At 74.7% G+C, this 20,191-nt stretch carries 18 protein-coding genes; 13 read left to right on the top strand and 5 right to left on the bottom strand.

All coding sequences use genetic code 11. The annotated features are described in order from the left end of the window. Positions 1–48: 48 nt before the first annotated feature. Positions 49–2,175 (top strand): DUF6891 domain-containing protein, encoded by a 2,127-nt coding sequence (locus tag FE634_RS20440; RefSeq protein WP_138876961.1) that lies wholly within the window; start codon positions 49–51, stop codon positions 2,173–2,175. Positions 2,176–2,205: 30 nt separating this feature from the next. Here the strand turns inward: FE634_RS20440 and FE634_RS20435 are convergent, their stop codons facing one another. Further along, positions 2,206–2,526 carry a putative quinol monooxygenase gene (locus tag FE634_RS20435; RefSeq protein WP_134768264.1) on the bottom strand — a complete coding sequence of 107 codons (321 nt, stop codon included), beginning with the start codon at positions 2,524–2,526 and terminating at the stop codon, positions 2,206–2,208. Positions 2,527–2,611: 85 nt separating this feature from the next. Between FE634_RS20435 and FE634_RS20430 the strand changes: the two genes are divergently transcribed. The 7 genes from FE634_RS20430 to FE634_RS20400 all read left to right on the top strand — a co-directional run bounded on the left by FE634_RS20430 (position 2,612) and on the right by FE634_RS20400 (position 11,558). Continuing rightward, positions 2,612–3,391, top strand: coding sequence for an IclR family transcriptional regulator (locus FE634_RS20430; protein WP_137294750.1), 780 nt, complete (start codon positions 2,612–2,614; stop codon positions 3,389–3,391). 104 nt (positions 3,392–3,495) lie between these two features. Next, complete coding sequence (locus tag FE634_RS20425; RefSeq protein ID WP_222847635.1) at positions 3,496–4,005, top strand: hypothetical protein; 510 nt, start codon at positions 3,496–3,498, stop codon at positions 4,003–4,005. After that, complete coding sequence (locus tag FE634_RS20420; RefSeq protein ID WP_137294749.1) at positions 4,002–5,582, top strand: GMC family oxidoreductase; 1,581 nt, start codon at positions 4,002–4,004, stop codon at positions 5,580–5,582. Before FE634_RS20425 ends, FE634_RS20420 begins: the two co-directional genes overlap by 4 nt. Beyond that, complete coding sequence (locus FE634_RS20415) at positions 5,579–8,404, top strand: FAD-binding and (Fe-S)-binding domain-containing protein (RefSeq protein ID WP_148240926.1); 2,826 nt, start codon at positions 5,579–5,581, stop codon at positions 8,402–8,404. The genes FE634_RS20420 and FE634_RS20415 overlap by 4 nt, the downstream gene beginning before the upstream one ends. Positions 8,405–8,453: 49 nt before the next feature. Further along, positions 8,454–9,497: a tRNA (adenosine(37)-N6)-threonylcarbamoyltransferase complex transferase subunit TsaD gene (gene tsaD, locus FE634_RS20410; protein WP_246060861.1), complete on the top strand. Its 1,044-nt coding sequence runs from the start codon at positions 8,454–8,456 to the stop codon at positions 9,495–9,497. Positions 9,498–9,583: 86 nt separating this feature from the next. Then, positions 9,584–10,114 carry a Dps family protein gene (locus FE634_RS20405; protein ID WP_138876960.1) on the top strand — a complete coding sequence of 177 codons (531 nt, stop codon included), beginning with the start codon at positions 9,584–9,586 and terminating at the stop codon, positions 10,112–10,114. 130 nt (positions 10,115–10,244) lie between these two features. After that, positions 10,245–11,558: a cytochrome P450 gene (locus FE634_RS20400; RefSeq protein WP_138876959.1), complete on the top strand. Its 1,314-nt coding sequence runs from the start codon at positions 10,245–10,247 to the stop codon at positions 11,556–11,558. Positions 11,559–11,588: 30 nt separating this feature from the next. Here the strand turns inward: FE634_RS20400 and FE634_RS20395 are convergent, their stop codons facing one another. Together FE634_RS20395 and FE634_RS20390 are read right to left on the bottom strand one after the other, a co-directional pair. Continuing rightward, positions 11,589–12,419, bottom strand: a complete 831-nt coding sequence (locus FE634_RS20395; RefSeq protein ID WP_138876958.1) for a hypothetical protein — start codon at positions 12,417–12,419, stop codon at positions 11,589–11,591. A 79-nt stretch (positions 12,420–12,498) separates the two neighbouring features. Then, a complete protein-coding gene (locus FE634_RS20390) occupies positions 12,499–13,197 on the bottom strand; it encodes an IclR family transcriptional regulator (RefSeq protein ID WP_212721866.1) in 699 nt (232 codons plus the stop codon). Positions 13,198–13,340: 143 nt separating this feature from the next. On the opposite strand from FE634_RS20390, the gene FE634_RS20385 reads away from it, so the two are divergent. Genes FE634_RS20385 through FE634_RS20365 form a run of 5 tightly spaced genes read left to right on the top strand, consistent with a single transcriptional unit; the run spans position 13,341 to position 18,225 of the window. After that, on the top strand, positions 13,341–13,811 hold the full coding sequence (locus FE634_RS20385; RefSeq protein WP_138876957.1) for a nuclear transport factor 2 family protein: 471 nt from the start codon (positions 13,341–13,343) through the stop codon (positions 13,809–13,811). Continuing rightward, on the top strand, positions 13,808–14,641 hold the full coding sequence (locus tag FE634_RS20380; protein WP_138876956.1) for an SDR family NAD(P)-dependent oxidoreductase: 834 nt from the start codon (positions 13,808–13,810) through the stop codon (positions 14,639–14,641). The genes FE634_RS20385 and FE634_RS20380 overlap by 4 nt, the downstream gene beginning before the upstream one ends. Next, positions 14,634–15,422, top strand: coding sequence for an SDR family NAD(P)-dependent oxidoreductase (locus tag FE634_RS20375; RefSeq protein ID WP_138876955.1), 789 nt, complete (start codon positions 14,634–14,636; stop codon positions 15,420–15,422). Before FE634_RS20380 ends, FE634_RS20375 begins: the two co-directional genes overlap by 8 nt. After that, positions 15,422–16,843 (top strand): FAD-dependent oxidoreductase, encoded by a 1,422-nt coding sequence (locus tag FE634_RS20370; protein WP_138876954.1) that lies wholly within the window; start codon positions 15,422–15,424, stop codon positions 16,841–16,843. The genes FE634_RS20375 and FE634_RS20370 overlap by 1 nt, the downstream gene beginning before the upstream one ends. Before the next feature lie 50 nt (positions 16,844–16,893). Next, positions 16,894–18,225, top strand: a complete 1,332-nt coding sequence (locus tag FE634_RS20365; RefSeq protein WP_137294740.1) for an MFS transporter — start codon at positions 16,894–16,896, stop codon at positions 18,223–18,225. 74 nt (positions 18,226–18,299) lie between these two features. Here FE634_RS20365 and FE634_RS20360 read toward each other — a convergent pair whose 3' ends face one another. Then, entirely contained in the window at positions 18,300–18,998 is a 699-nt protein-coding gene (locus tag FE634_RS20360) for an IclR family transcriptional regulator (RefSeq protein WP_138876953.1), read from the bottom strand. After that, positions 18,973–20,184 carry a fumarylacetoacetase gene (gene fahA / locus FE634_RS20355; protein WP_148240925.1) on the bottom strand — a complete coding sequence of 404 codons (1,212 nt, stop codon included), beginning with the start codon at positions 20,182–20,184 and terminating at the stop codon, positions 18,973–18,975. Before fahA ends, FE634_RS20360 begins: the two co-directional genes overlap by 26 nt. Between the last annotated feature and the right edge of the window lie 7 nt (positions 20,185–20,191).

Genomic DNA, 20,191 nt, shown 5'->3' with positions numbered 1-20,191 from the left:
GCGGAAATCGCGGGTGTCGTGCCCCGCCGGGCCGGGCACGCCGGGGAGGTGCCCCGCTCACTCCCGCAGGTCCCCGGCCTCACCGTCGCGCGCTTCGAGGGCTGGTACGCCGGCGCCGACCTTCCCGAGGGACCCCCGCCGCGGGTCGCCGGCCGCGTGCTGGGGGAGCTGTTCGCCCGGGCCCAGCGTGGCGGCGGCGACCTGCACGACCCGACGGCCGAGCTGCTGCGCTGGCTGCTGCGCGACGTGGTCCGCGACGGCATCGACCCCGGTGACGACTACGACCTGGTCCTGATGACGCTGGTCCGCTACCTGCTCTTCCTGCGCCGGACCGAGCGCTGGCGGCGCAGCGAGCGCGCCGTCCAGGACTGCTGGGACGTCACCACGTGGGGCACCCAGCCACCGCTCGGCCTCGGGTCCCTGGGCCCCACCGTCGACGAGTCGTTCGCGACGGGGCTCGCGGCGGTGCCGTCCGCCCACGACGTCCTGGGTGCGGGTGCGGCCCGCCCGTTCCTGGGCTTCCTGCGCGCCACGCTCGACGTCCTCGGGACCGGGCCGTCGCTCCCGCGGTCCGCCGCCGCCCGGCTCGTCGGCCTCGCGGACGGCACGGTCGCCCTCCGCCTCTGGGTCGACGCCCTCCACGAGACCGGCCTGGTCCGGGTCGACGGCGGCGGGCAGGTCCTCGAGGCCCGCGGCGAGGTCCGTGACGCCGGGGGGTGCCCGCCGCCGTCCGCCGACCTGGTCGACCTGGTCGTGATGGGCCTGGTGCGGGCGGCCGTCGACTCGGCGTTCGACGCGGCCCTGCGCAGCGACGACCAGCGTCGCCCCCTCGCGGCCGCCGCGGCGCTCGCGGTGGCCCTGGTCGCCGGCTGCGACGAGTCCTACCTGCTCGCCGAGGACGAGGACGACGAGGAGGAGTCGACCGCCTCGGTCGTCACCCAGATGGCGGAGGCCATGCTCGGCGACGACGCGGCCGGGCTCGCGCCGGTGACCGCCGAGGTGATGCGCACCCTCGACGCGCTCGCGTCGCTGGGCCTGCTCGACGACGTGGTGCTCGAGCGCGGCAGCCACGTGCTGCTGGTCCCGGAGGCGCTGCGGCACCGGGTGATCCGGACGCTGTCGGACCACCTCGGCGTCGTCGGCACCGACGACACCGCGGTGGTCTGGGCGCCGGTCGACCTGCCCTCGACGCTGCCGGAGGGTGCGGGGGTCGAGCTGACCGCTGCGCTGGGCGGCGTGGACGTCGTCCGGCTCCGCGTCGGCGCGGCGACGAGCCTCGGCGACCTGCACCGCGTCGTGTCGTTCGCCCTGCGACGCCCGGTGGCGCGCCGCCACGTCTACTGCCACGTCGACGGCGTCCGCCGCTTCACCGGGACGAGCTGGCTGCGCAGCTTCGAGGAGCGCGACGACGCGGAGGTGACCGACGACGGCGCCGCCGCGGTGGGCGCCGTCCTCGCCGAGCCCGGGGCCGAGCTCGACCTGGTGCTCGACGGGACGCCGGTCCCGGTGCGGCTGCGGGTCGGGGCGGTCCTGGCGACGGCGCCGGCCACGGCCGTCGTCGTGGGCCCGGACGGCGCCGAGGAGCCGCTCGCGGCGCGCCACGCCGTGCTCGACGCGCGCCTCCCGCCGGGCTCGGGGCTGGCGCGGCACCTCCTGGTGCTGGCCGCCACCGGTCGCCACGACCACGCCGGGCTGGTCGGGGTCGCCCTCGACCTGGTCACCGCCGACGACTTCGGACGCCGGTTCCCCGGCGAGCGCCGGCCGACCCAGGGTGAGGCGGTCGCCCTGGTCGAGGAGGTCGTGGCCGAGCACCGCCGGCTCGTCCCCCGCGCCTCACCGGGTGCGCAGGCCCTGCTGCGCGCGCTCACCACCCTGCCCGGGCGCGGGGTGGCGGTCTTCCTCGCCGGCCACACCTGGACGCCAGCGTCGAGCCCGCTGGGCCACGTCGCGACGACGGCGCGGGAGGAGGCGCGCGCGATCCTGACCGACGAGGTCACGCTCACCTACGGCGGGGCCGACCGCTCCGACGACGCCGCGGCGGAGCGGGTCGGCCGGATCCTCGCCGAGGCGCTCACCGAGGCCGGGCTCGACGTGGACTGGGACGGCGACCCGCGGTGGCCGGTCGTCGTGACGCCGCTGCGCTGGGAGTGGCCGTTCGGGGTGCCGCTCGACTGACGTCGGCGAGCGGCACCGCGAGGCCGCGGCTCAGGAGACCTCGAACTCGCCGAGGCGGTGCCACTCGTCGGGCTCGTTCTGCCAGTTGCGGATCTGGGGGGTCTCCACGACGTACTGCGGGAGGTCGGCCTGCGCCTTCTTGAAGTGGTCGGACTGCACGTGCGGCCCGGCGGCGTCGTCGTCGAAGGCCTCCAGCAGGACGTACTCGGTGGGGTCCTCGACACTGCGCGACCAGTCGAAGAAGCGGTTGCCGGGCTCGGCCCGGGTCGCCTCGGTGAACTCGCGGGCCAGCTCGGGCCAGCTGTCGGCGTGCTCCGGCTTGATCTTCCACTTCACACAGATCAGGATCATGCGCCCGACTGTGCCAGCGGCCGGGTCGGCGCCGCCAGAGGTGTCTCTCACCGGGTGAGAACGCCACCGTGACCTGCGTGGTTACATGAGCGTCATGTCGGCGACGGCGGGGGAGCAGCGTCCGGGTTCGGTCGCGCGCACCTTCGACATCCTCGAGGCCGTGGCCGCCCGCGGCGGCGCCTCGGCCAAGGAGATCGCCGACGTCACCGGTCTCCCGCTGCCGACGGTCTACCGGCTGGTCCGCGAGCTGCTCGACGGCGACTACCTCGTGCACATCCGCGAGGAGAAGCGCTTCGAGCTCGGCTACAAGCTGCACGCGCTCGGCGTCTCGCTGCACGAGCAGATCGGGGTCTCGCGCCAGGTGCGCGCCGAGGTCACCGCCCTGCACCAGCAGCTCGGCACCGCCGCCTACCTCGCCGTGCACCGCGGCTCGCAGATCGTGGTCGTCCTCACCGTCGACAGCCCGGCCCACCCGCGGCTGCCCCCCATCGACTTCGGGTTCCACGAGGCGGCCCACGCGACGGCGTTCGGCAAGATCCTGCTCGCCCGGATGGACGACGAGGAGCGCGCCGCGCTGCTCGACCCGGAGCCGATGCCCCGGTTCGGCCCCGGCACCATCACCACGCACGCCGAGCTGCACGCCCAGCTCGACACGGTCGCCGAGCGCGGCATCGCCTGGGAGTTCGGCGAGTTCCAGGCCGGCTCGACCTGCGCCGCGGCCGCGGTCAGGGGCGTCGCCGGGGCCCTCGTCGGCTCGGTCGCCATCTCGGCGCCCGACCCCGTCCTGGCCCACGGCCGCGCCGACGTCGAGCAGGTCCTGCGGGCCTGCGCCTCCCGGATCGGCCGCTTCTACCGCTCCGCCTGAGGCGCACGGGCCCGGCGTTCTCGGCCGGCGAGAACGGTCCTCGTGCAACACCGCGCCCGCTCCTACGGTGACGACAGTCACACCGTCCCGTCCCGGAGGCCTCCGTGTCAGATCCCGCGTCCGCATCCACCCCCGAGCCCGCCGCCGACCTCGCGCCGGCCCTGGTCCGCCTGCTCCGCGCGGCGTACCCCCACCCGTCGTTCCCCGACGGGCCCTACGAGCGCACCGCCCAGGCGATCCTGGACCAGCTCGACGCCGACCTCTGGCACCGTCTCGCGCTCGAGCGCGGACTGGCCACCCTCGAGCTGCGCGCCGCCGCGAGCGGCTCGGAGGTCGACGAGAAGCTGCTGCGCGAGATCGAGGACGCCGAGTTCTTCCGGTTCATCCGCGGGGTCACGGTCACCACGCTCTACAACGACCCCGAGGTGTGGGAGCTGCTGGGCTACGAGGGCTCGTCGTTCGAGCACGGTGGCTACCTGCACCGCGGCTTCGACGACCTCGACTGGCTGCCCGACCCGCGCATCGAGGAGTACGACGGCCCCGAGCAGCTCGTCGAGGTGGCCGACCACGATCAGCCCGAGCAGCCCCAGCAGACGCAGGAGGTCCAGGCATGAGCGACCAGTTCGGCACGCCGATCGACAAGAACACCGAGGCCGTCGTCATCATCGGCTCCGGCGCGGGAGGCGGCACCGTCGCCCACGAGCTCACCCAGCGCGGGATCCCGTGCGTGGTGCTCGAGGCCGGCGCCTGGCTCAAGCCCGAGGACTACGAGAACGACGAGTGGGCCGCCTTCAACCAGATGGCCTGGCTCGACAACCGCACCACCTCCGGCGGCTACCGGATCACCCGGGACTTCCCCAACCTGCCGGCCTGGATCGTCAAGGCCGTCGGCGGCTCCACCACCCACTGGTCCGGCGCGACGCCCCGGTTCCGGGAGTACGAGTTCAAGGGCCGCACCCACTACGGCGACATCGAGGGCGCCAACCTGCTCGACTGGCCGATCGAGCTGGCCGACCTGGCGCCGTACTACGACAAGGCCGAGATCGCGATCGGGTCGACCCACCGCCACGGGCGCCCGGCCCTGCCGGCCAACAACAACTACAAGGTCTTCGCCGGCGGTGCCGAGAAGGTCGGCTACAAGTTCTACGCGACCGGTCCCTACGGCACGAACGCCGAGCCGTACGACGGCCGCCCGGCCAGCGTCCAGGACGGCTTCAACTTCCAGGGTGACAAGTCGACGGCCAAGTGGAGCACCGCGGTCCGGGAGGTCCCGCGGGCCGTCGCGAGCGGGCGGTGCGACCTGCGCACGCAGTGCCAGGCCGTGCAGGTCACCCACGACGCGCAGGGCCGGGCCAACGGCGTCCTGTACCTCGACAAGGACGGCAACCTGCACCGGCAGGCGGCCAAGGTCGTCTGCGTCGCCGGCAACTCGATCGAGTCGCCGCGGCTGCTGCTGATGAGCGCCAGCTCCCTGCACCCCGACGGCCTGGCGAACTCCTCGGGCCAGGTCGGGCGCAACTACATGCGCCACACGACCGGCTCGGTCTACGCCCGCTTCGACCAGCCGGTGCGGATGTACCGCGGCGAGACGATGGCCGGGATCATCGCCGACGAGGCCCGCCTCGACACCTCGCGCGGCTTCGCCGGCGGCTACTACCTGGAGACCCTGTCGCTCGGCGTCCCGTTCCTCGCGGCGTTCGTCGACCCGGGCACCTGGGGCCGGGAGTTCACCGAGGTGATGGACGCCTACGCCTCCACCGCCGGGCTCTGGATCGTCGGTGAGGACCTGCCGCAGGAGAGCAACCGGATCACCCTCAACACCGGCGCGAAGGACCAGTGGGGCCTGCCGGTGCCCGACGTCCACTTCGACGACCACCCGAACGACGTCGCGATGCGTGAGCACGGCTACGGGCGCGCCGACCTGCTCTACGAGGCCGTCGGGGCGAACGGGACGCACCACACCCCGCCCTACCCCGCGACCCACAACCTGGGCACCCTGCGGATGAGCGCGCGGCCCGAGGACGGCGTGATCGGGGCCTTCGGCGAGGCGCACGACGTCCCGGGGCTCTTCGTCAGCGACGGCTCGGTGATGACCACCGGCGCGGCGGCGAACCCGACCCTGACGATCGTCGCGCTGGCGATCCGGCAGGCCGAGCACATCGCCGACCGTCTCGGGAAGGGTGAGCTCTGAGCACCTCGGCCGAGCCCTCCCTGGCCGACCGGCTGGTCGCGGCGCTCGGGGACTCCGGTTGCGGGGTCTCCGGGCGCCCGCTCGACCTGGCGGTGCGCGCCCACGACGCCTCGCACTACCTCCTGCACCCGCAGGCGGTGGCCACGCCCGGCGACGCCGGCGAGGTCGCCGAGGTGATGCGGGCGTGTGCCGCGCTCGGGGTGCCGCTGACCTTCCGCAGCGGCGGCACGTCGCTGTCGGGCCAGGCGCTCAGCGACAGCGTGCTGGTCGACGTCCGGCACGCCTTCGCGGGCGCCGGTGCCGTCGAGGTGCTGGACGGCGGCGCCCGGGTCCGCGTGCAGCCGGGCGTGACGGTCCGGGCCGTCAACGCCCGCCTGGCGCCGTACCGTCGCAAGATCGGGCCGGACCCGGCCTCCGAGATCGCCTGCACCCTCGGCGGCGTCATCGCCAACAACTCCTCCGGCATGCAGTGCGGCACCGAGCTGAGCTCCTACGCCACCGTCGAGTCGATGGTCGTCGTGCTGCCGTCGGGCACCGTGGTCGACACCGCGGCACCGGACGCCGACCGGGCGCTGCGGTCGGCCGAGCCGGACCTGCACGAGGGGCTGCTGCGGCTGCGCGACCGCGTCCGCGGCGACGCCGCGTCGGTCGCGACCCTGCGCCGGCTCTTCGCGATCAAGAACACGATGGGCTACGGCCTCAACGCCTTCCTCGACGCCGACGACCCGGTCGACGTGCTGGTCAAGCTGATGGTCGGCAGCGAGGGGACCCTCGGCTTCGTCGCCTCGGCCGTCCTGCGCACCGTCGAGGTGCTGCCGCACGCGGCGACCGGGCTGCTCGTGCTCCCCGACCTCGCGACCGCCTCGGCGCTGGTGCCGGAGATCCTGGCGACCGGCGTCGCGACCGCCGAGCTGCTGGACGCCGCCTCCCTGCGGGTCGCCGCGCTGGACCCGCAGCGGCCCGAGGCGATCGGCCGGCTCGACGCGGCCGGCGTGGGCGAGCACGCGGCGCTGCTGGTCGAGCTCCAGGCCGCGACGACCGAGGAGCTCGCGTCGCTGCGGGCCGACGCCGAGGGCCCGCTGGCCGGGCTCCCCCTCTCGGTCCCGCTCGAGCTGACCGGCGACCCGGTCGAGCGCGGTCGCCTGTGGCGCACGCGCAAGGGGCTCTTCAGCGCCGTCGCCGGCGCCCGGCCCGCGGGCACCAACGCACTGCTCGAGGACGTCGCGGTCCCCGTGGCCCGGCTCGGCGAGCTGAGCACCGGATTGGTCGGCCTGTTCGCCGCGCACGGCTACGAGGGCTCGGTGATCTTCGGCCACGCCCGCGACGGCAACCTGCACTTCCTGCTCAACGAGCGCTTCGACTCCGCCGCCGACATGGCCCGCTACGAGGCGTTCACCACCGACATGGTCGACCTGGTGCTCGGCCTCGACGGCACCCTCAAGGCCGAGCACGGCACCGGCCGGATCATGGCGCCGTTCGTCGAGCGGCAGTACGGCGCCGAGCTCGCGGCGGTGATGCACGCCGTCAAGCGGCTCCTCGACCCCCGCGGCCTGCTCAACCCGGGCTCGGTGGTCACCGACGACGACGGCGCCTGGCTGCGCGACCTCAAGACCGCCGAGCCGGTGGAGGCCGAGGTGGACCGCTGCGTCGAGTGCGGCTTCTGCGAGCCGGTCTGCCCGTCCCGCTCGATCACCCTCACCCCGCGGCAGCGGATCGTCGCGCGGCGCGAGCTGGCCGCGGCGCAGCGGCGCGGCGACCACGACCTGGTCGCGAGCCTGCGCGAGGACTACGAGTACGACGGCATCGACACCTGCGCCGCCGACGGCATGTGCGCCACCGCGTGCCCGGTGCTCATCGACACCGGCGCGCTCGTGCGCCGCCTGCGGGCCGAGGACGGCTCGCGCGCCGAGCAGCGCGGCTGGGCCTTCGCCGCCGACCACTGGTCGGCGACGACGCGCGCCGCCTCGGCCGGACTCACCCTCGCCGCGCGGGCGCCGGCCGCGGCCGCGGCGACGTCCCGGGCCGCCCGGCGGGTGGTCGACCACGAGACGCTGCCCGAGTACGGCCCGGGCCTGGGTCCCGGTGGCGCGAGGCGGGTCGACCTCGTCGCGCCCGACGCCGACGCGGTCTGGTTCGCCTCCTGCGTCGGCACCATGTTCGGCGGCGGCGCGGGGACGGCGTTCCAGGCGCTGTGCGAGCGCGCCGGGGTCCGGTTGCGGACGCCGTCCGGGCCCGGCGCGATGGCCGGCCTGTGCTGCGGGACGCCGTGGAAGTCCAAGGGTCACCTGGAGGGCCACCGCCGGATGGGCGAGCGGGTGGCCGCCGCGCTGGAGCCCGACCGGGGCCTGCCGGTCGTCGTCGAGGCGAGCTCGTGCACCGAGGGCCTCCAGATCCTGGTGGGCGGTGCCGGCCACGACGTCGTCGACGCCCTCGACTTCGTCGCCGACCGGGTGCTGCCCCACCTGCCCCCGGTGCCGGCGTCCCGGCGGCTGGGCCGCGTCGCGGTCCACCCCACCTGCTCCGGCACCGTCCTCGGCTCCACCGACGCGCTGCTGCGGATCGCCGCCGCGGTGGCCGACGACGTCGTCGTCCCGACCGCGTGGGGCTGCTGCGGCTTCGCCGGCGACCGCGGCCTGCTGCACCCCGAGCTGACGGCCGCCGCGACCGCACCGGAGGCCGCCGAGGTCGCGGCGCTGGAGGCGGACGGCGTCGGGTTCGACGCCTGGGTCAGCGGCAACCGGACCTGCGAGATCGGCCTGTCGCGCGCGACCGGCCGGCCCTACCGGCACGTGCTGGAGGTGCTCGCCGAGGCGCTCGGGTGAGCCGGGCCCGGGCCGGGGATTCCCCGGTGCCGGTGCGGCGGCTGCGAGAATCACGGACGTGACGATCGTGATGGGCATCGAGACCTCGTGCGACGAGACCGGCGTGGGGTTCGTGCGCGACGGCGTGCTGCTCGGCGACGCCCTCGCGTCGAGCATCGACGAGCACGTGCTCTTCGGCGGCGTCGTCCCCGAGATCGCGGCCCGGGCGCACGTCCAGGCGATGGTGCCGACGATGCGCACCGCGCTGGAGGACGCCGGCCTCGAGTGGCACCAGGTCGGGGCGGTCGCGGTGACCGCCGGGCCGGGCCTGGCCACCGCCCTGCACGTGGGGGTGGCGGCGGCGAAGGCGACCGCGCTGGCCCTCGGCGTCCCGCTGTACGGCGTCCACCACCTCGCCGGGCACGCCGCCGCCGACACCCTCGTGCACGGCCCGCTGCCCGAGCGCAGCATCGTGCTCATCGTCAGCGGCGGGCACACCAGCCTGCTCGCCGTCGACGACCTGGTGCGGACGCCGATCGTGCACCTGTCCGACACCCTCGACGACGCCGCCGGCGAGGCGTTCGACAAGGTCGCGCGGCTGCTCGGCCTGCCCTACCCGGGCGGCCCGTCGATCGACCGGGTCTCCGCCGACGGCGACCCGACCGCGATCCGGTTCACCCGCCCGCTCATGGGTCAGCGCGACCCCGCGCTCGGGTTCTCGTTCTCCGGCCTCAAGTCGGCCGTGGCCCGCTACGTCGCGGCGCCGCGCGACCCGGGCGTCTCGGTGGCCGACATCGCGGCCTCGTTCCAGGAGTGCGTGGCCGACACCGTCGTCACCAAGGCGATCCGCGCCTGCCGCCAGGAGGGCGTCGACACCCTCGTCATCGTCGGCGGCGTCGCCGCCAACTCGCGGGTCCGCTCGCTCGCCGAGCAGCGCTGCGCGGAGGCCGGCATCGAGCTGCGGGTGCCGCCCATGCGCCTGTGCACCGACAACGGCGCGATGATCGCGGCCATCGGCGACCTGCTGGTGCGCGACGGCGCGCGGCCGTCGGTCCCCGAGCTCGGCGCCCGCTCGTCGGTCCCGCTCGAGCTCGCCCAGCTGCAGCCGCTGTAGCCCGGCCGGCGGCCCGGGCCGCGGCACCACTGAGGCAAGCCTTCCTTTCCTGGAATGATTCCAAAAAGCGTGGCAGAGTCTGAGCCATGACGCAGATGACCGACCGCCACAAGACCGTGCACTCCTCCCACCCCGCCTTCCGGGCCTCCGCCCAGCTCGCCACCCACCTGCAGCAGCTCCTCGTCGACATCACCGACCTGCACCTCCAGGGCAAGCAGGCGCACTGGAACGTCGTCGGCAAGAACTTCCGCGACCTCCACCTCCAGCTCGACGAGATCGTCGACGCCGCCCGCGCGTTCGGCGACGACGTCGCGGAGCGGATGCGCGCCGTCTACGTGACGCCGGACGCCCGCGCCGCCACGGTCGGCCACCAGTCGAGCCTGCCGGCGTTCCCGGCCGGCGAGGTCGACACCGCCGTGACCGTCGACCTGGTCGTCGGCGCGCTGTACGGCGTCTCCGCGACCGCGCGCCGGATCCACGACGAGGTCGACGCCGAGGACCCCACCACCGCCGACCTCCTGCACACGATCATCGAGCGCATCGAGCAGCTCGCCTGGATGGTCGACGCCGAGAACCGCACCGCCGGCGCGAGCGTCCCGGAGAACATCGCCCCCTGACCCGCACCGGGTGCCGACCGGGTCGACGAGGTGCCGATCGGTGCCGGCCGGGGTGCGTCAGGGTGAGGCAAGGGTCACCTCCGGGCACGTCCCGGGGCCTACACCGCGCGCCGTCTGATCCAATACACCCATGAGGTTCGTCGAGGCGGTCAAGCAGCGCGCGGGCAAGTTCCTGCTCGAGCGCACCATGCGCGACGGGATCGACCTGCGCAAGATGCGGTTCCTGCCGTCGTCGGTGACGATGCCGCTCAAGCGCGACGGCCTCGACCCGCTGCCCGAGATGGCCGCGATCCGCGCCACCGAGCCGGTCACGAAGCTGGCCACGCTGTTCGGCAAGAACATCTGGCTGGTCAGCGGCTACGACGAGGCCCGGGCCGCACTGGCCGACGGCACGTCGTACTCCAACGACATCGGGCAGTTCGTGTCGCAGGAGGGCCGCAGCGACGAGGACCAGATCGGCGGGCTCGGGATGACCGACCCGCCGCTGCACACCGCGCTGCGCCGCTACCTGACCCCGGAGTTCACGATGCGCCGGCTGGCCCGGCTCGAGCCCGAGATCGAGCGCGTCGTGCACGAGCGGCTGGACGCGATGGAGGCGGCCGGCCCGCACGTCGACCTGGTCAAGGAGTTCGCCTTCCCGGTGCCCTTCCAGGTGATCTGCGAGCTGCTCGGCCTCCCGGTCGAGGACCGGGAGCGGTTCTTCGAGCTCGGCGTCGCCCGCTTCGACCTGTCCCAGGGCGGGGTCGGCGCGTTCGGTGCGGCGGCCCACACCCGCGACTTCCTCATCAAGGCGGTCGCCGCCCAGCGCGCCGAGCCCGGTGACGGCCTCATCGGGGGCCTGCTCAAGGAGCACGGCGACGAGCTCGACGACCTCACCCTCGGCGGCATCGCCGACGGCGTCTTCCTCGGCGGCTACGAGACGTCGGCCTCGATGCTCTCGCTCGGTGCCTACCTGCTCGCCGAGAACCCCGACGCCATGGCGATGCTGCGCGACGACTCCGCCGGCCGCGAGCACGTCGACCGGATCGTCGAGGAGCTGCTGCGCCACCTCACCGTCGTCCAGCTGGCCTTCCTGCGCTTCGCCAAGGTCGACCTCGAGCTCGGCGGGAAGCAGATCAGTGCCGGCGACGCGGTCGGCATCTCGCTGCTCGGCGCGAACCGCGACCCCGCGGTCGCCGGCGCCGACCCCGACACCTTCGACCCGCACCGCCCCCCGACGCGGCACCTCGCCTTCGGACACGGCATGCACCGCTGCGTCGGCGCCGAGCTGGCCCGGATGGAGCTGCGGATCGCGCTGCGCGCCCTGGCCACCCGGTTCCCGGACCTGGCCGTCACCGCCCCGCGCGACACGCTCGACTTCCGCAAGCTCTCGGCCGTCTACGGCGTCGAGGCGCTGCCGGTCGACCTCCACGGCGCCGGCGACCGGGTCCCGGCCGGCCGCTGACCCGGGGGCCGACCCGGGCGGGCGACGGCGTCAGCCCGCCAGGCCCAGCGCGCGCAGGTCGTCCCACGGTGCGGCGACCGAGCCGGAGCGGAACGAGGTGAACCACCGCCGCACGCCGCCCAGGTCGGCCGAGCGCACCGCCTCGACGACCGCGCCGGGGTCGCGCTCCTCGAGCAGCACCCGGGCCTGGTCGGTCGTGGTGCCGTCGTAGAGCGCGCGGGTGGCGAGGAGCACGTTGAGGAAGCCGTGCCGGGCGTCGCCGTCCGGCGCGTCGTGGCCCACGGCGCGGTCCAGGCCCCCGGTGCAGCTGAAGGGCGTCTCGAGGTCGAGGGCGGCGTCGATCCACCCGAGCAGGACGTCGGACGCGGGCCCCGGCCCGACCCCGCCGGTGGGCAGCCCCAGCCGGAGCTCGGCCGCCGCGACCACCTCCGCCGCGCTGCGCCAGGCGTGGTCGGCGGGCGTGGCCGGCAGCTCGACGCGGACGGCGACGTCGTCGTCGAGCACGCCGTCGGCCCGCGCCGCGTCGAGGGCCGCGACCACCCGCCGGGCGTTGCCGGCCAGGTCGTCGTGGTCGCGCAGCGCCATCTCGAGGGCGACCAGGCGCAGCCCGAGGCGGGCGGCCAGGCCGGCCGGACCGGCCAGCTGGCCGGCGCCGCCGGTGACGGCGACCGTGAGCGGCGCGTCCGAGCCGCGGGCCAGGGGCAGGTCGGTGTCGCGCAGCACGACGGTGCCGGCGAGCCCGGCGCCGTCGTCGGCCGTGCGTGCGGCGTGGGCCGCGAGGGCCTCGGGGAGGGACGCCCCACCGGGCGGGAGGGTCGCGGCGTCGTCGACGAGGGCGGACCAGAACGGGTGGGTGGACACCCTGGTCACCGTAGGGCCGGTCCCCGGCCCGGGCAACGCGGGCACGAGGGCGACGAGGGCCGGCGGGGCGAGGGAACGCTCAGCCCGCGACGCGCGCCAGCTGGGCCGCGGTCGACAGGACGGCGGCGGCCACCCGGTCCTGCTCGGCCAGGTCGAAGACCGAGACGCCGACGCTGAGCGGCGCGCCGTCGCGGCGCAGCGGCACGGGCGCCGAGATGCCGTGCACCGACGGGATCACCTCGGAGTAGGTCACGGCGTAGCCCTGCTCGCGCGCGACCCGGACCTCCGGCCGCTCACCGGGACGGGCCGGCTGGGCGGCGAGGATGGCCAGGCCGGCCGAGCCCCGGTCGACGAGGTCGAGCTGGCCGGGCCGGAAGGCGACGTGCATCGAGGCGCTGCGGGGCTCGACGACCATGAGGGCGCGCACGTGCTCGGGATCCTCCTGGACGACCAGGTGTGCCGTGGCCCCGACGGCGTCGGCGAGCTCCTCGAGCAGCGGGAGCGCGGCCGCGCGGAGGTCGCGCTCGACGGGGTCGGCCAGCGGCACCAGTCCCGCGCCGGGGTGGAAGCGCTTGGCCCGGTCGCGCCGCACGAGGCGGTGCGCCTCGAGGGTGCGCAGGAAGCGGTGCGCGACGGTGCGGTGCACGCCGACGGCCTCGGCGACCTCGGTGATCGTCATGCCCTCGCCGCGGGCGCTGAGCACCGCCAGCACGCGCAGACCCGAGTGCAGCGTCTTGGACATGCCGGCGTCGACGACGACGTCGGTCCCCTCGTTCATGCGTCTCATCCTGGCGCTCCCCAGCCCTGGTGCGTGTCGCGGGTCACGGAGTGGGCTTGACCACGTAGATGTGACCGGCCTAACCTCCAGTGCAGTTATAGCACGCCGCGTGCGAATATCGCACACTGAATTAGGAGGGCTCCATGAGCGAGGTCCCCGAGACCGTGGCCCTGGCCGCGCTCCGGCTCCACGCCCGGCAGTCGCGCCTCATCGACGAGGGCGACGCCGAGGGCTGGGCGGCGACGTTCACCGCCGACGGCGTCTTCGACTCGCCGTCGTACCCCGAGCCGGCGCGCGGCGGAGCGGCCCTCACGGCCTTCGCCCGCGCGTTCCACGACTCCTGCGTCGCCAGCCGCACCCACCTGCGCCACGTCGTCACCAACGTCGACGTCGAGGCCTCCGGGCGCGACGGCGAGGTCGTCGCGCACGCCTACCTGCAGATCGTGGCCACCCCCGAGGGCCAGGACAGCCGCCTGGTGCGCCTGACCACCCTCACCGACCGGCTCGTCCGCCACGGCGACGCGTGGCTGGTCGCCCACCGGCTCGTCCGGCGCGACGACGTCGCGCCGGAGCCCGTCACCACCACCCCCGACGACCGAGGAGCACCCGCATGACCCTGCTCGACCCCACCACCCACGAGCACCCCGGCCGCGTCGAGGGCGCCCGGATGGCCGTCGACCACCCCGACCTGCGCGACAAGGTGGCCGTCATCACCGGCGCCGGCCGCGGCATGGGGGCCCGCTTCGCCGCCGCCCTCGCCCGTCGCGGCGTGCGGGTCCTCGGCGCCGACCTCGACGAGTCGCTGATGGGCGAGGCCGCCGCGGCGATCGCGCTCGAGCACGACGGCCTCGCGGGGGCCGGCGAGGTCGTCGGCACGGGCGTCGACGTCCGCGACCGCGACGCCCAGCAGCGGGTGGCCGACCTCGCCGTCGAGCGGTTCGGCCGCCTCGACCTGTGGATCAACAACGCCGGCATCTTCCCCGAGGCCCCGGCCGCCGACATCCCCGTCAGCCAGATCCAGGCCACGCTCGCGATCAACGTCGAGGGCGTGCTCTACGGCGCTCAGGCCGCCGCGTCCGCGATGGCCCCCGGCGGCTCGATCGTGAACATGGCCTCCGTCGCGGCGGTCCGCGTCCGGCGCGGCCGGGCGGCCTACTGCTCCTCGAAGGCGGCCGTGGCCCACCTGACCGAGTGCCTCGCCGTCGAGTACGGCGACCTGGGCATCCGCGTCAACGCGATCGCGCCCGGCTTCGTCGACACCGAGATGACCCGCTGGGTGCAGGACGACCCGCCGGCGCTCGCGAAGGCCCTCGACAGCATCCCGCTGCACCGCATCGGCTCGCCCGAGGAGGTCGTCGGCCCGATGCTGTTCCTGCTCTCCGACAGCGCCCGCTACGTCACCGGGCACATCCTGGCGGTCGACGGCGGCTCCCGGCATGTCTGACGGCGTCCGCGCCGGTGCCGACCGCGTCGTCCTGGTCACCGGCGCCGCCGGCGGCATGGGCGCCGGCCACGCACGGGCGCTGGCCGCCGACGGCTGGCGGGTCGTCCTGGCCGACGTCGCCGACTGCGCGCCGGTGGTCGAGGAGATCCGCTCCGCCGGCGGCACCGCCAGCGGGCACCCGCTCGACGTGACCGACCCCGCACAGTGGGAGGCGCTCGTCGCCGACGTCGCGACCACGCACGGCGCGCTGTACGGGCTGGTCAACAACGCGGGGATCTCGCGGCGGCTTCGCTTCATGGACACCCCGCACGACGTGTGGCGCCGGGTGCTGGCGATCAACCTCGACGGGCCGTTCCTCGGCACCCAGGCGTGTGCGCCGCTGATGCGCGACTCCGGCGGGGGCTCGATCGTCAACATCTCCTCGATCGCCGGGCAGATCGGCTACTTCTCGCCGTCCTACTCCGCGTCGAAGTGGGCGCTGCGCGGGCTGACCAAGTCGGCCGCCGGCGAGCTCGCCGCCTGGGGCATCCGGGTCAACTCCGTGCACCCGGGGCTGGTCGAGACGCCACTGCTGGCCGGGGCCGACGGCTTCGTCGAGAGCGCCGTGGCCAGCATCCCGTTCGGCCGGATGGGCCGGCCCGGCGAGATCACCGACGTCGTCGCCTTCCTGCTCGGCGACGGCTCCTCCTACATGTCCGGCGCCGAGCTGACCGTCGACGGCGCCCTGGTCTCCAACGGGACCTACCACCGCATCCTCACCGAGATGGACGGAGAGCTCTGATGAGCACCCCTGAGAACGACTACGACGTCATCGTGATCGGCGGCGGCGGCGCGGGCCTCGCGGCGGCCGCGTCCGCCGCCGAGCGCGGACGGAGCGTGATCCTCTTCGAGTCCGAGGGGGAGCTCGGCGGGTCGACGCAGCTGTCGGCCGGCATGTTCACCGCCGCCGCCACCAGCGTGCAGAAGGCGCTGGGCGTCGACGACACCGTCGACCGGTACTTCCAGCACTACATGGACCTCAACCAGTGGCTCCTCAAGCCGGGCCTGGTGCGGCGCTTCTGCGAGCTCGCGGGACCGACCCTGGAGTGGCTGCTCGACCTCGGCGTCGAGGTGCCGGCCCAGGTGTCGTCCGACGCCCACACCCCGGGGCTGACCCGGGCCGGCGTCGAGGACGTGTGGCGCGCGCACGTCCCGAAGGACCAGGGCTACGGCCTCGTGCAGGTGCTCGACCGGGCCCGCAAGGCCGCCGGCGTCGAGGCCGTCCTGCACACCCGCGTCGAGCGGTTGCTGGTCGAGGACGGACGGGTGCGCGGCGTCGTCGCCGACGGCGTCGAGCTGCGCTCGGGGGCCGTCGTGGTCGCCTCGGGCGGGCTCGCGCAGGACCCGGCGCTCGTCGAGCGCTGGTTCCCCGACGCGCTCCGGGCCGGCGACTCCCTCTTCGTCGTGGCCGCGCCCGGCTCGCGCGGTGACCACCTCGTCCTCGGCGAGCAGGTCGGCGCCTCGGTCGCCGGCGACGGCTGGGGGCTGATGCTCCCGACCGCCCAGTTCGTCCGCCACCACCACTGGCAGGCCGGGTTCCCGCCCGTGTCGCGGGTGCACGTCAACCCGCAGGGCCGGCGGTTCATGGACGAGGACGCCTCCTACGCCGTCTCCGGCGGCCTCATCGACGCCCAGGGCGGACCGGCCTGGATGGTCTTCGACGACGCCGCCCGCCGGGCGCTGCCCGAGGGCTACGCCGACTGGACGCCGTCGCGCGTCACCGAGCACGTCGGCACCGGCGCCGTCGTCGCGGCCGAGGACCTGAGCGGCCTCGCGGAGCGCATCGGCGTGCCCGCCGACCACCTGCTCGCCACTGTCGAGCGCTGGAACGACCAGCTCCCGTACGGCAGCGACGTCGACTTCCAGCGTGACCAGACGCTGGCCGCGAAGGGCGTCACCACGCCCCCCGCGCCGATCGCCACGCCGCCGTTCCACGCCACCCGCGTGCTGCCGACCGAGCTGGTGTGCACCCACGCCGGGCTCGAGATCGACGCGAACGCCGCCGTCCTCGACCAGCGGGCCCGGCCGATCCCGGGCCTGTACGCCGCCGGGGAGGCCGGTGGCGGCGTCCTCGGCAACCGCTACGTCGGCGGTGGGAACGCCGTCGCCAACGCCCTCACCCTGGGCCGGCTCGCCGGCCAGAACGCCGCCGCCACCGCCTGAGGGACCCCCCTCGCCACCCGCCGTCCCGTCACCGGAAAACTGGAGCTCCCATGTCCACCAGCACCCCCTCAGCGCGCCCGGGCGCGTCCGTCTCCGGGCCCGCCGTCCTGCGCAAGGTCCAGCGCTACGTCCTGCCGGCCGCCTTCCTGCTCTACATGTTCAACTACATGGACCGGGCGGCGATCGGCTACGCCCAGCTCCAGATGTCGTCGGACCTCGGCATCAGCCTGGCCACCTATGGCACCGTCGCGGCGATCTTCTTCGTCGCCTACACGGTGCTGGAGGTCCCGAGCAACATCGTCATGAAGAAGGTCGGCGCCCGCCTCTGGCTGGCCCGGATCGCGATCACGTGGGGCATCATCACGATGCTGACCGGGTTCGTGCAGAACACCACGCAGCTCTACATCGCCCGGATCGCCCTTGGCGTCGCCGAGGCCGGCCTCTTCCCCGGGCTGCTGCTCTACATGACCTACTGGTTCCGCACCCAGGACCGCAGCCGCGGCATCGCCGGGTTCTCCCTCGCCCAGCCGGTGGCGCTGCTCATCGGCAGCGTCAGCGCCGGCTACATCCTCGACCACGCGGACTGGTTCGGCCTGAACGGCTGGCAGTGGGTGTTCATCCTGCAGGGCGCCCCGCCGGTGATCCTCGGCGTCTGGGTGCTGTTCTACCTCGCCGACCGTCCGAGCAAGGCGCGCTGGCTCTCGCAGGACGAGTCGGACTGGCTCGAGGGCGAGATCAGCAAGGAGTACGACGTCGCCGACGACGAGCACATGGAGATCTCCCTCGACGCGGTCAAGAACCCCAAGATCCTCTACCTGGCCTTCATCAACCTGCTCTACGCCGTGGGCCTGTACGGCATGACGTTCTTCCTGCCGCAGATCGTCGCCCAGCTCAACCCGGGCTACTCCTCGACCAACATCGGGCTCGTCGGGGCGATCCCGTACGTGTGCGGCGCGATCGCGATGCTCCTGGTCGCGCGCTACTCCGACCTGCTCGGCAACCGGAAGCCGATCGTGATGTGCACGCTGGCGGTCGCCGTCGTCGGGCTCGTCGTCACGATGGTCTTCAAGGAGACCCCGGCGCTCGGCATGATCGGCCTCTGCCTGCTGGCGATCGGCGTCTTCTCCTACCTCGGCCCGTTCTGGGCGCTGGCCTCGGAGGCCCTGACCCGGTCGCAGACCGCGGTCGGGCTGGCGACCATCAACGCGATCGCGGCCGCCGGTGGCTTCTTCGGGCCGTTCGTCATCGGCAAGACCGCCGCGGCGGACGACGTCATCTTCAGCATGATCTTCCCGGCCATCTGCATGTTCGTGGCGATCATCCTGCTGGCCTTCGTCAAGCCGGCCAAGGGCACCCCGGCCGCCGTCACCGAGACGGTCTGAGCAGCACCACGGCAGCACCACGGCAGCACAGCACCGCCCCCGCCGGTCGACCCGGCGGGGGCGGTGCGCTGCGCTCACCCGAGCGCGGCGCCGATCTCGCGGACGGCGCGCAGCACCGGCTCGACGGCCGCGGCGACGAGCTCCTCGCGCGAGGTGACGACGTTGACGGCCGCGCGGACCGGCCAGCCGGGCAACGGGGCGGCGACGGCGTAGGCGCCCGGGTTGAGCTCGGCGTAGGTCGCGACGTGGCCGGCCTCGCGGACGGCGGCGACCCGCTCGGCCTCGCCGGGCAGCGCCGGGCCGGAGGCCAGCGCCGCGAGGCCGCCGGCACCGCGGTCGAGCGGGTCGCGGTTGCCGAGGCGGTAGGAGAAGCGGGGCCCGTCGGTGGGCGGCTCCGCGACGAGGGTGGTCACCGCGGCGTCGCCGGCGACCTCGACCAGCGACGCGGTCGCGTCGAGCTCGACCGCGAGCCGGTGCAGCACGGGGCCGGCGACGTCGCGCAGGCGGGCGGGACGGACGCCGACCCCGTGGGCGAGGTCCCCGGCGGCCGGGCCGACGCGGAAGCGCCCCGCGGCGTCGCGGTCGGCGAAGCCGGTGCGCACCAGCGAGACCAGCAGCCGGTGGGTGATGGAGCGGTGCAGCCCGCACGCCACCGCGGCCTCGGCGGTGGTCAGGCCGCGGGGGTGCCGGCCCAGCTCGACGAGGACCGCGAGCCCCCGCTCGAGCGTCTGCGAGCCGCCCTCGGCGTCAGCGGGTCGGGAGGATGCGGCCACGGACCTCACCCAACCCGATCCGTCCACCGAGCGCACCCGGCGCGCTGTAGCGCAGCACGACCTCGTCGCCGTCCTCGAGGAAGGTGCGCTGCTCCTCGCCGACGGCGAACGGCTCGCGCCCGCCCCACGACAGCTCGAGGAACGAGCCGCGCTGGTCCTGCTCCGGGCCGCTGATCGTGCCGGAGGCGAAGAAGTCGCCGACCCGCAGCGAGGCGCCGTTCACGGTGAGGTGGGCCAGCATCTGCGCCGGCGACCAGTACATCGTCCGGTACGGCGGCCGCGCGACGACGACGCCGTTGAGCTCGACCTCCACGTCGACGTCGTAGCCGGAGGGGACGCCGTTCGGGCCGGACTCCTGCAGGTAGGGGAGCACCGCCACCTCCTGTCCGGGCACGTCGACGCGGGCTGCCGCGAGCGCGGCCAGCGGGGTGACCCAGGCCGAGACCGAGGTGGCGAACGACTTGGCCAGGTTGGGCCCGAGCGGGACGTACTCCCAGGCCTGGAGGTCGCGGGCCGACCAGTCGTTGACCCCGGTGACGCCGAAGACGGTGTCGGCGAGCTCGGCGGTGCCGACCCGCTCGCCGAGCGGGAGGCTGCGTCCGACGACGAAGCCGAGCTCGGCCTCGATGTCGAGGCGCAGCGAGGGACCGTAGGTCGGGGCGTCGTCGGCCGGCGCCTTGCGCTGGCCCGCGGGCCGGTGGACGGCGGTGCCCGAGACCACGATCGAGCCGGCCCGGCCGTGGTAGCCGACCGGCAGGTGCTTCCAGTTCGGCAGCAGCGCGTCGCCGTCGGGGCGGAAGATCCGGCCGACGTTCGTCGCGTGGTGCTCGGAGGCGTAGTAGTCGACGTAGTCGGCGACCTCGAAGGGCAGCGAGGTCGTCACCTCGTCGACCCCCAGCAGGGTGACGCGGTCGCGGAGGGCGGGATCGGTGAGCAGCTCGACCACCCACGAGCGGACCTCGTCCCACGTGCGCGGGCCGGCGGCCATCAACGGGTTCAGCGCCGCGACGTCGAGCAGCGGCGCCCACGCGGGGCGCAGCGTGCGCGCGGCCGCGCCGAGGTCGAGGACCCGGTCGCCGATCCGGGCACCCAGCCGTGCCGGCGTGGCGTCGGTGGACACCACGGCGTAGGGGAGGTTGTCGATGTCGTACGGGCTGCCGGCGGCGCCCTCGACCCAGGTGATCATGTGGAGC

Source organism: Nocardioides sp. S-1144 (genome assembly GCF_005954645.2).
Lineage (GTDB): Bacteria > Actinomycetota > Actinomycetes > Propionibacteriales > Nocardioidaceae > Nocardioides > Nocardioides dongxiaopingii.
The sequence above is the reverse complement of the archived record's forward strand: the minus strand, read 5'-3'. Positions and strand labels throughout refer to the sequence as shown.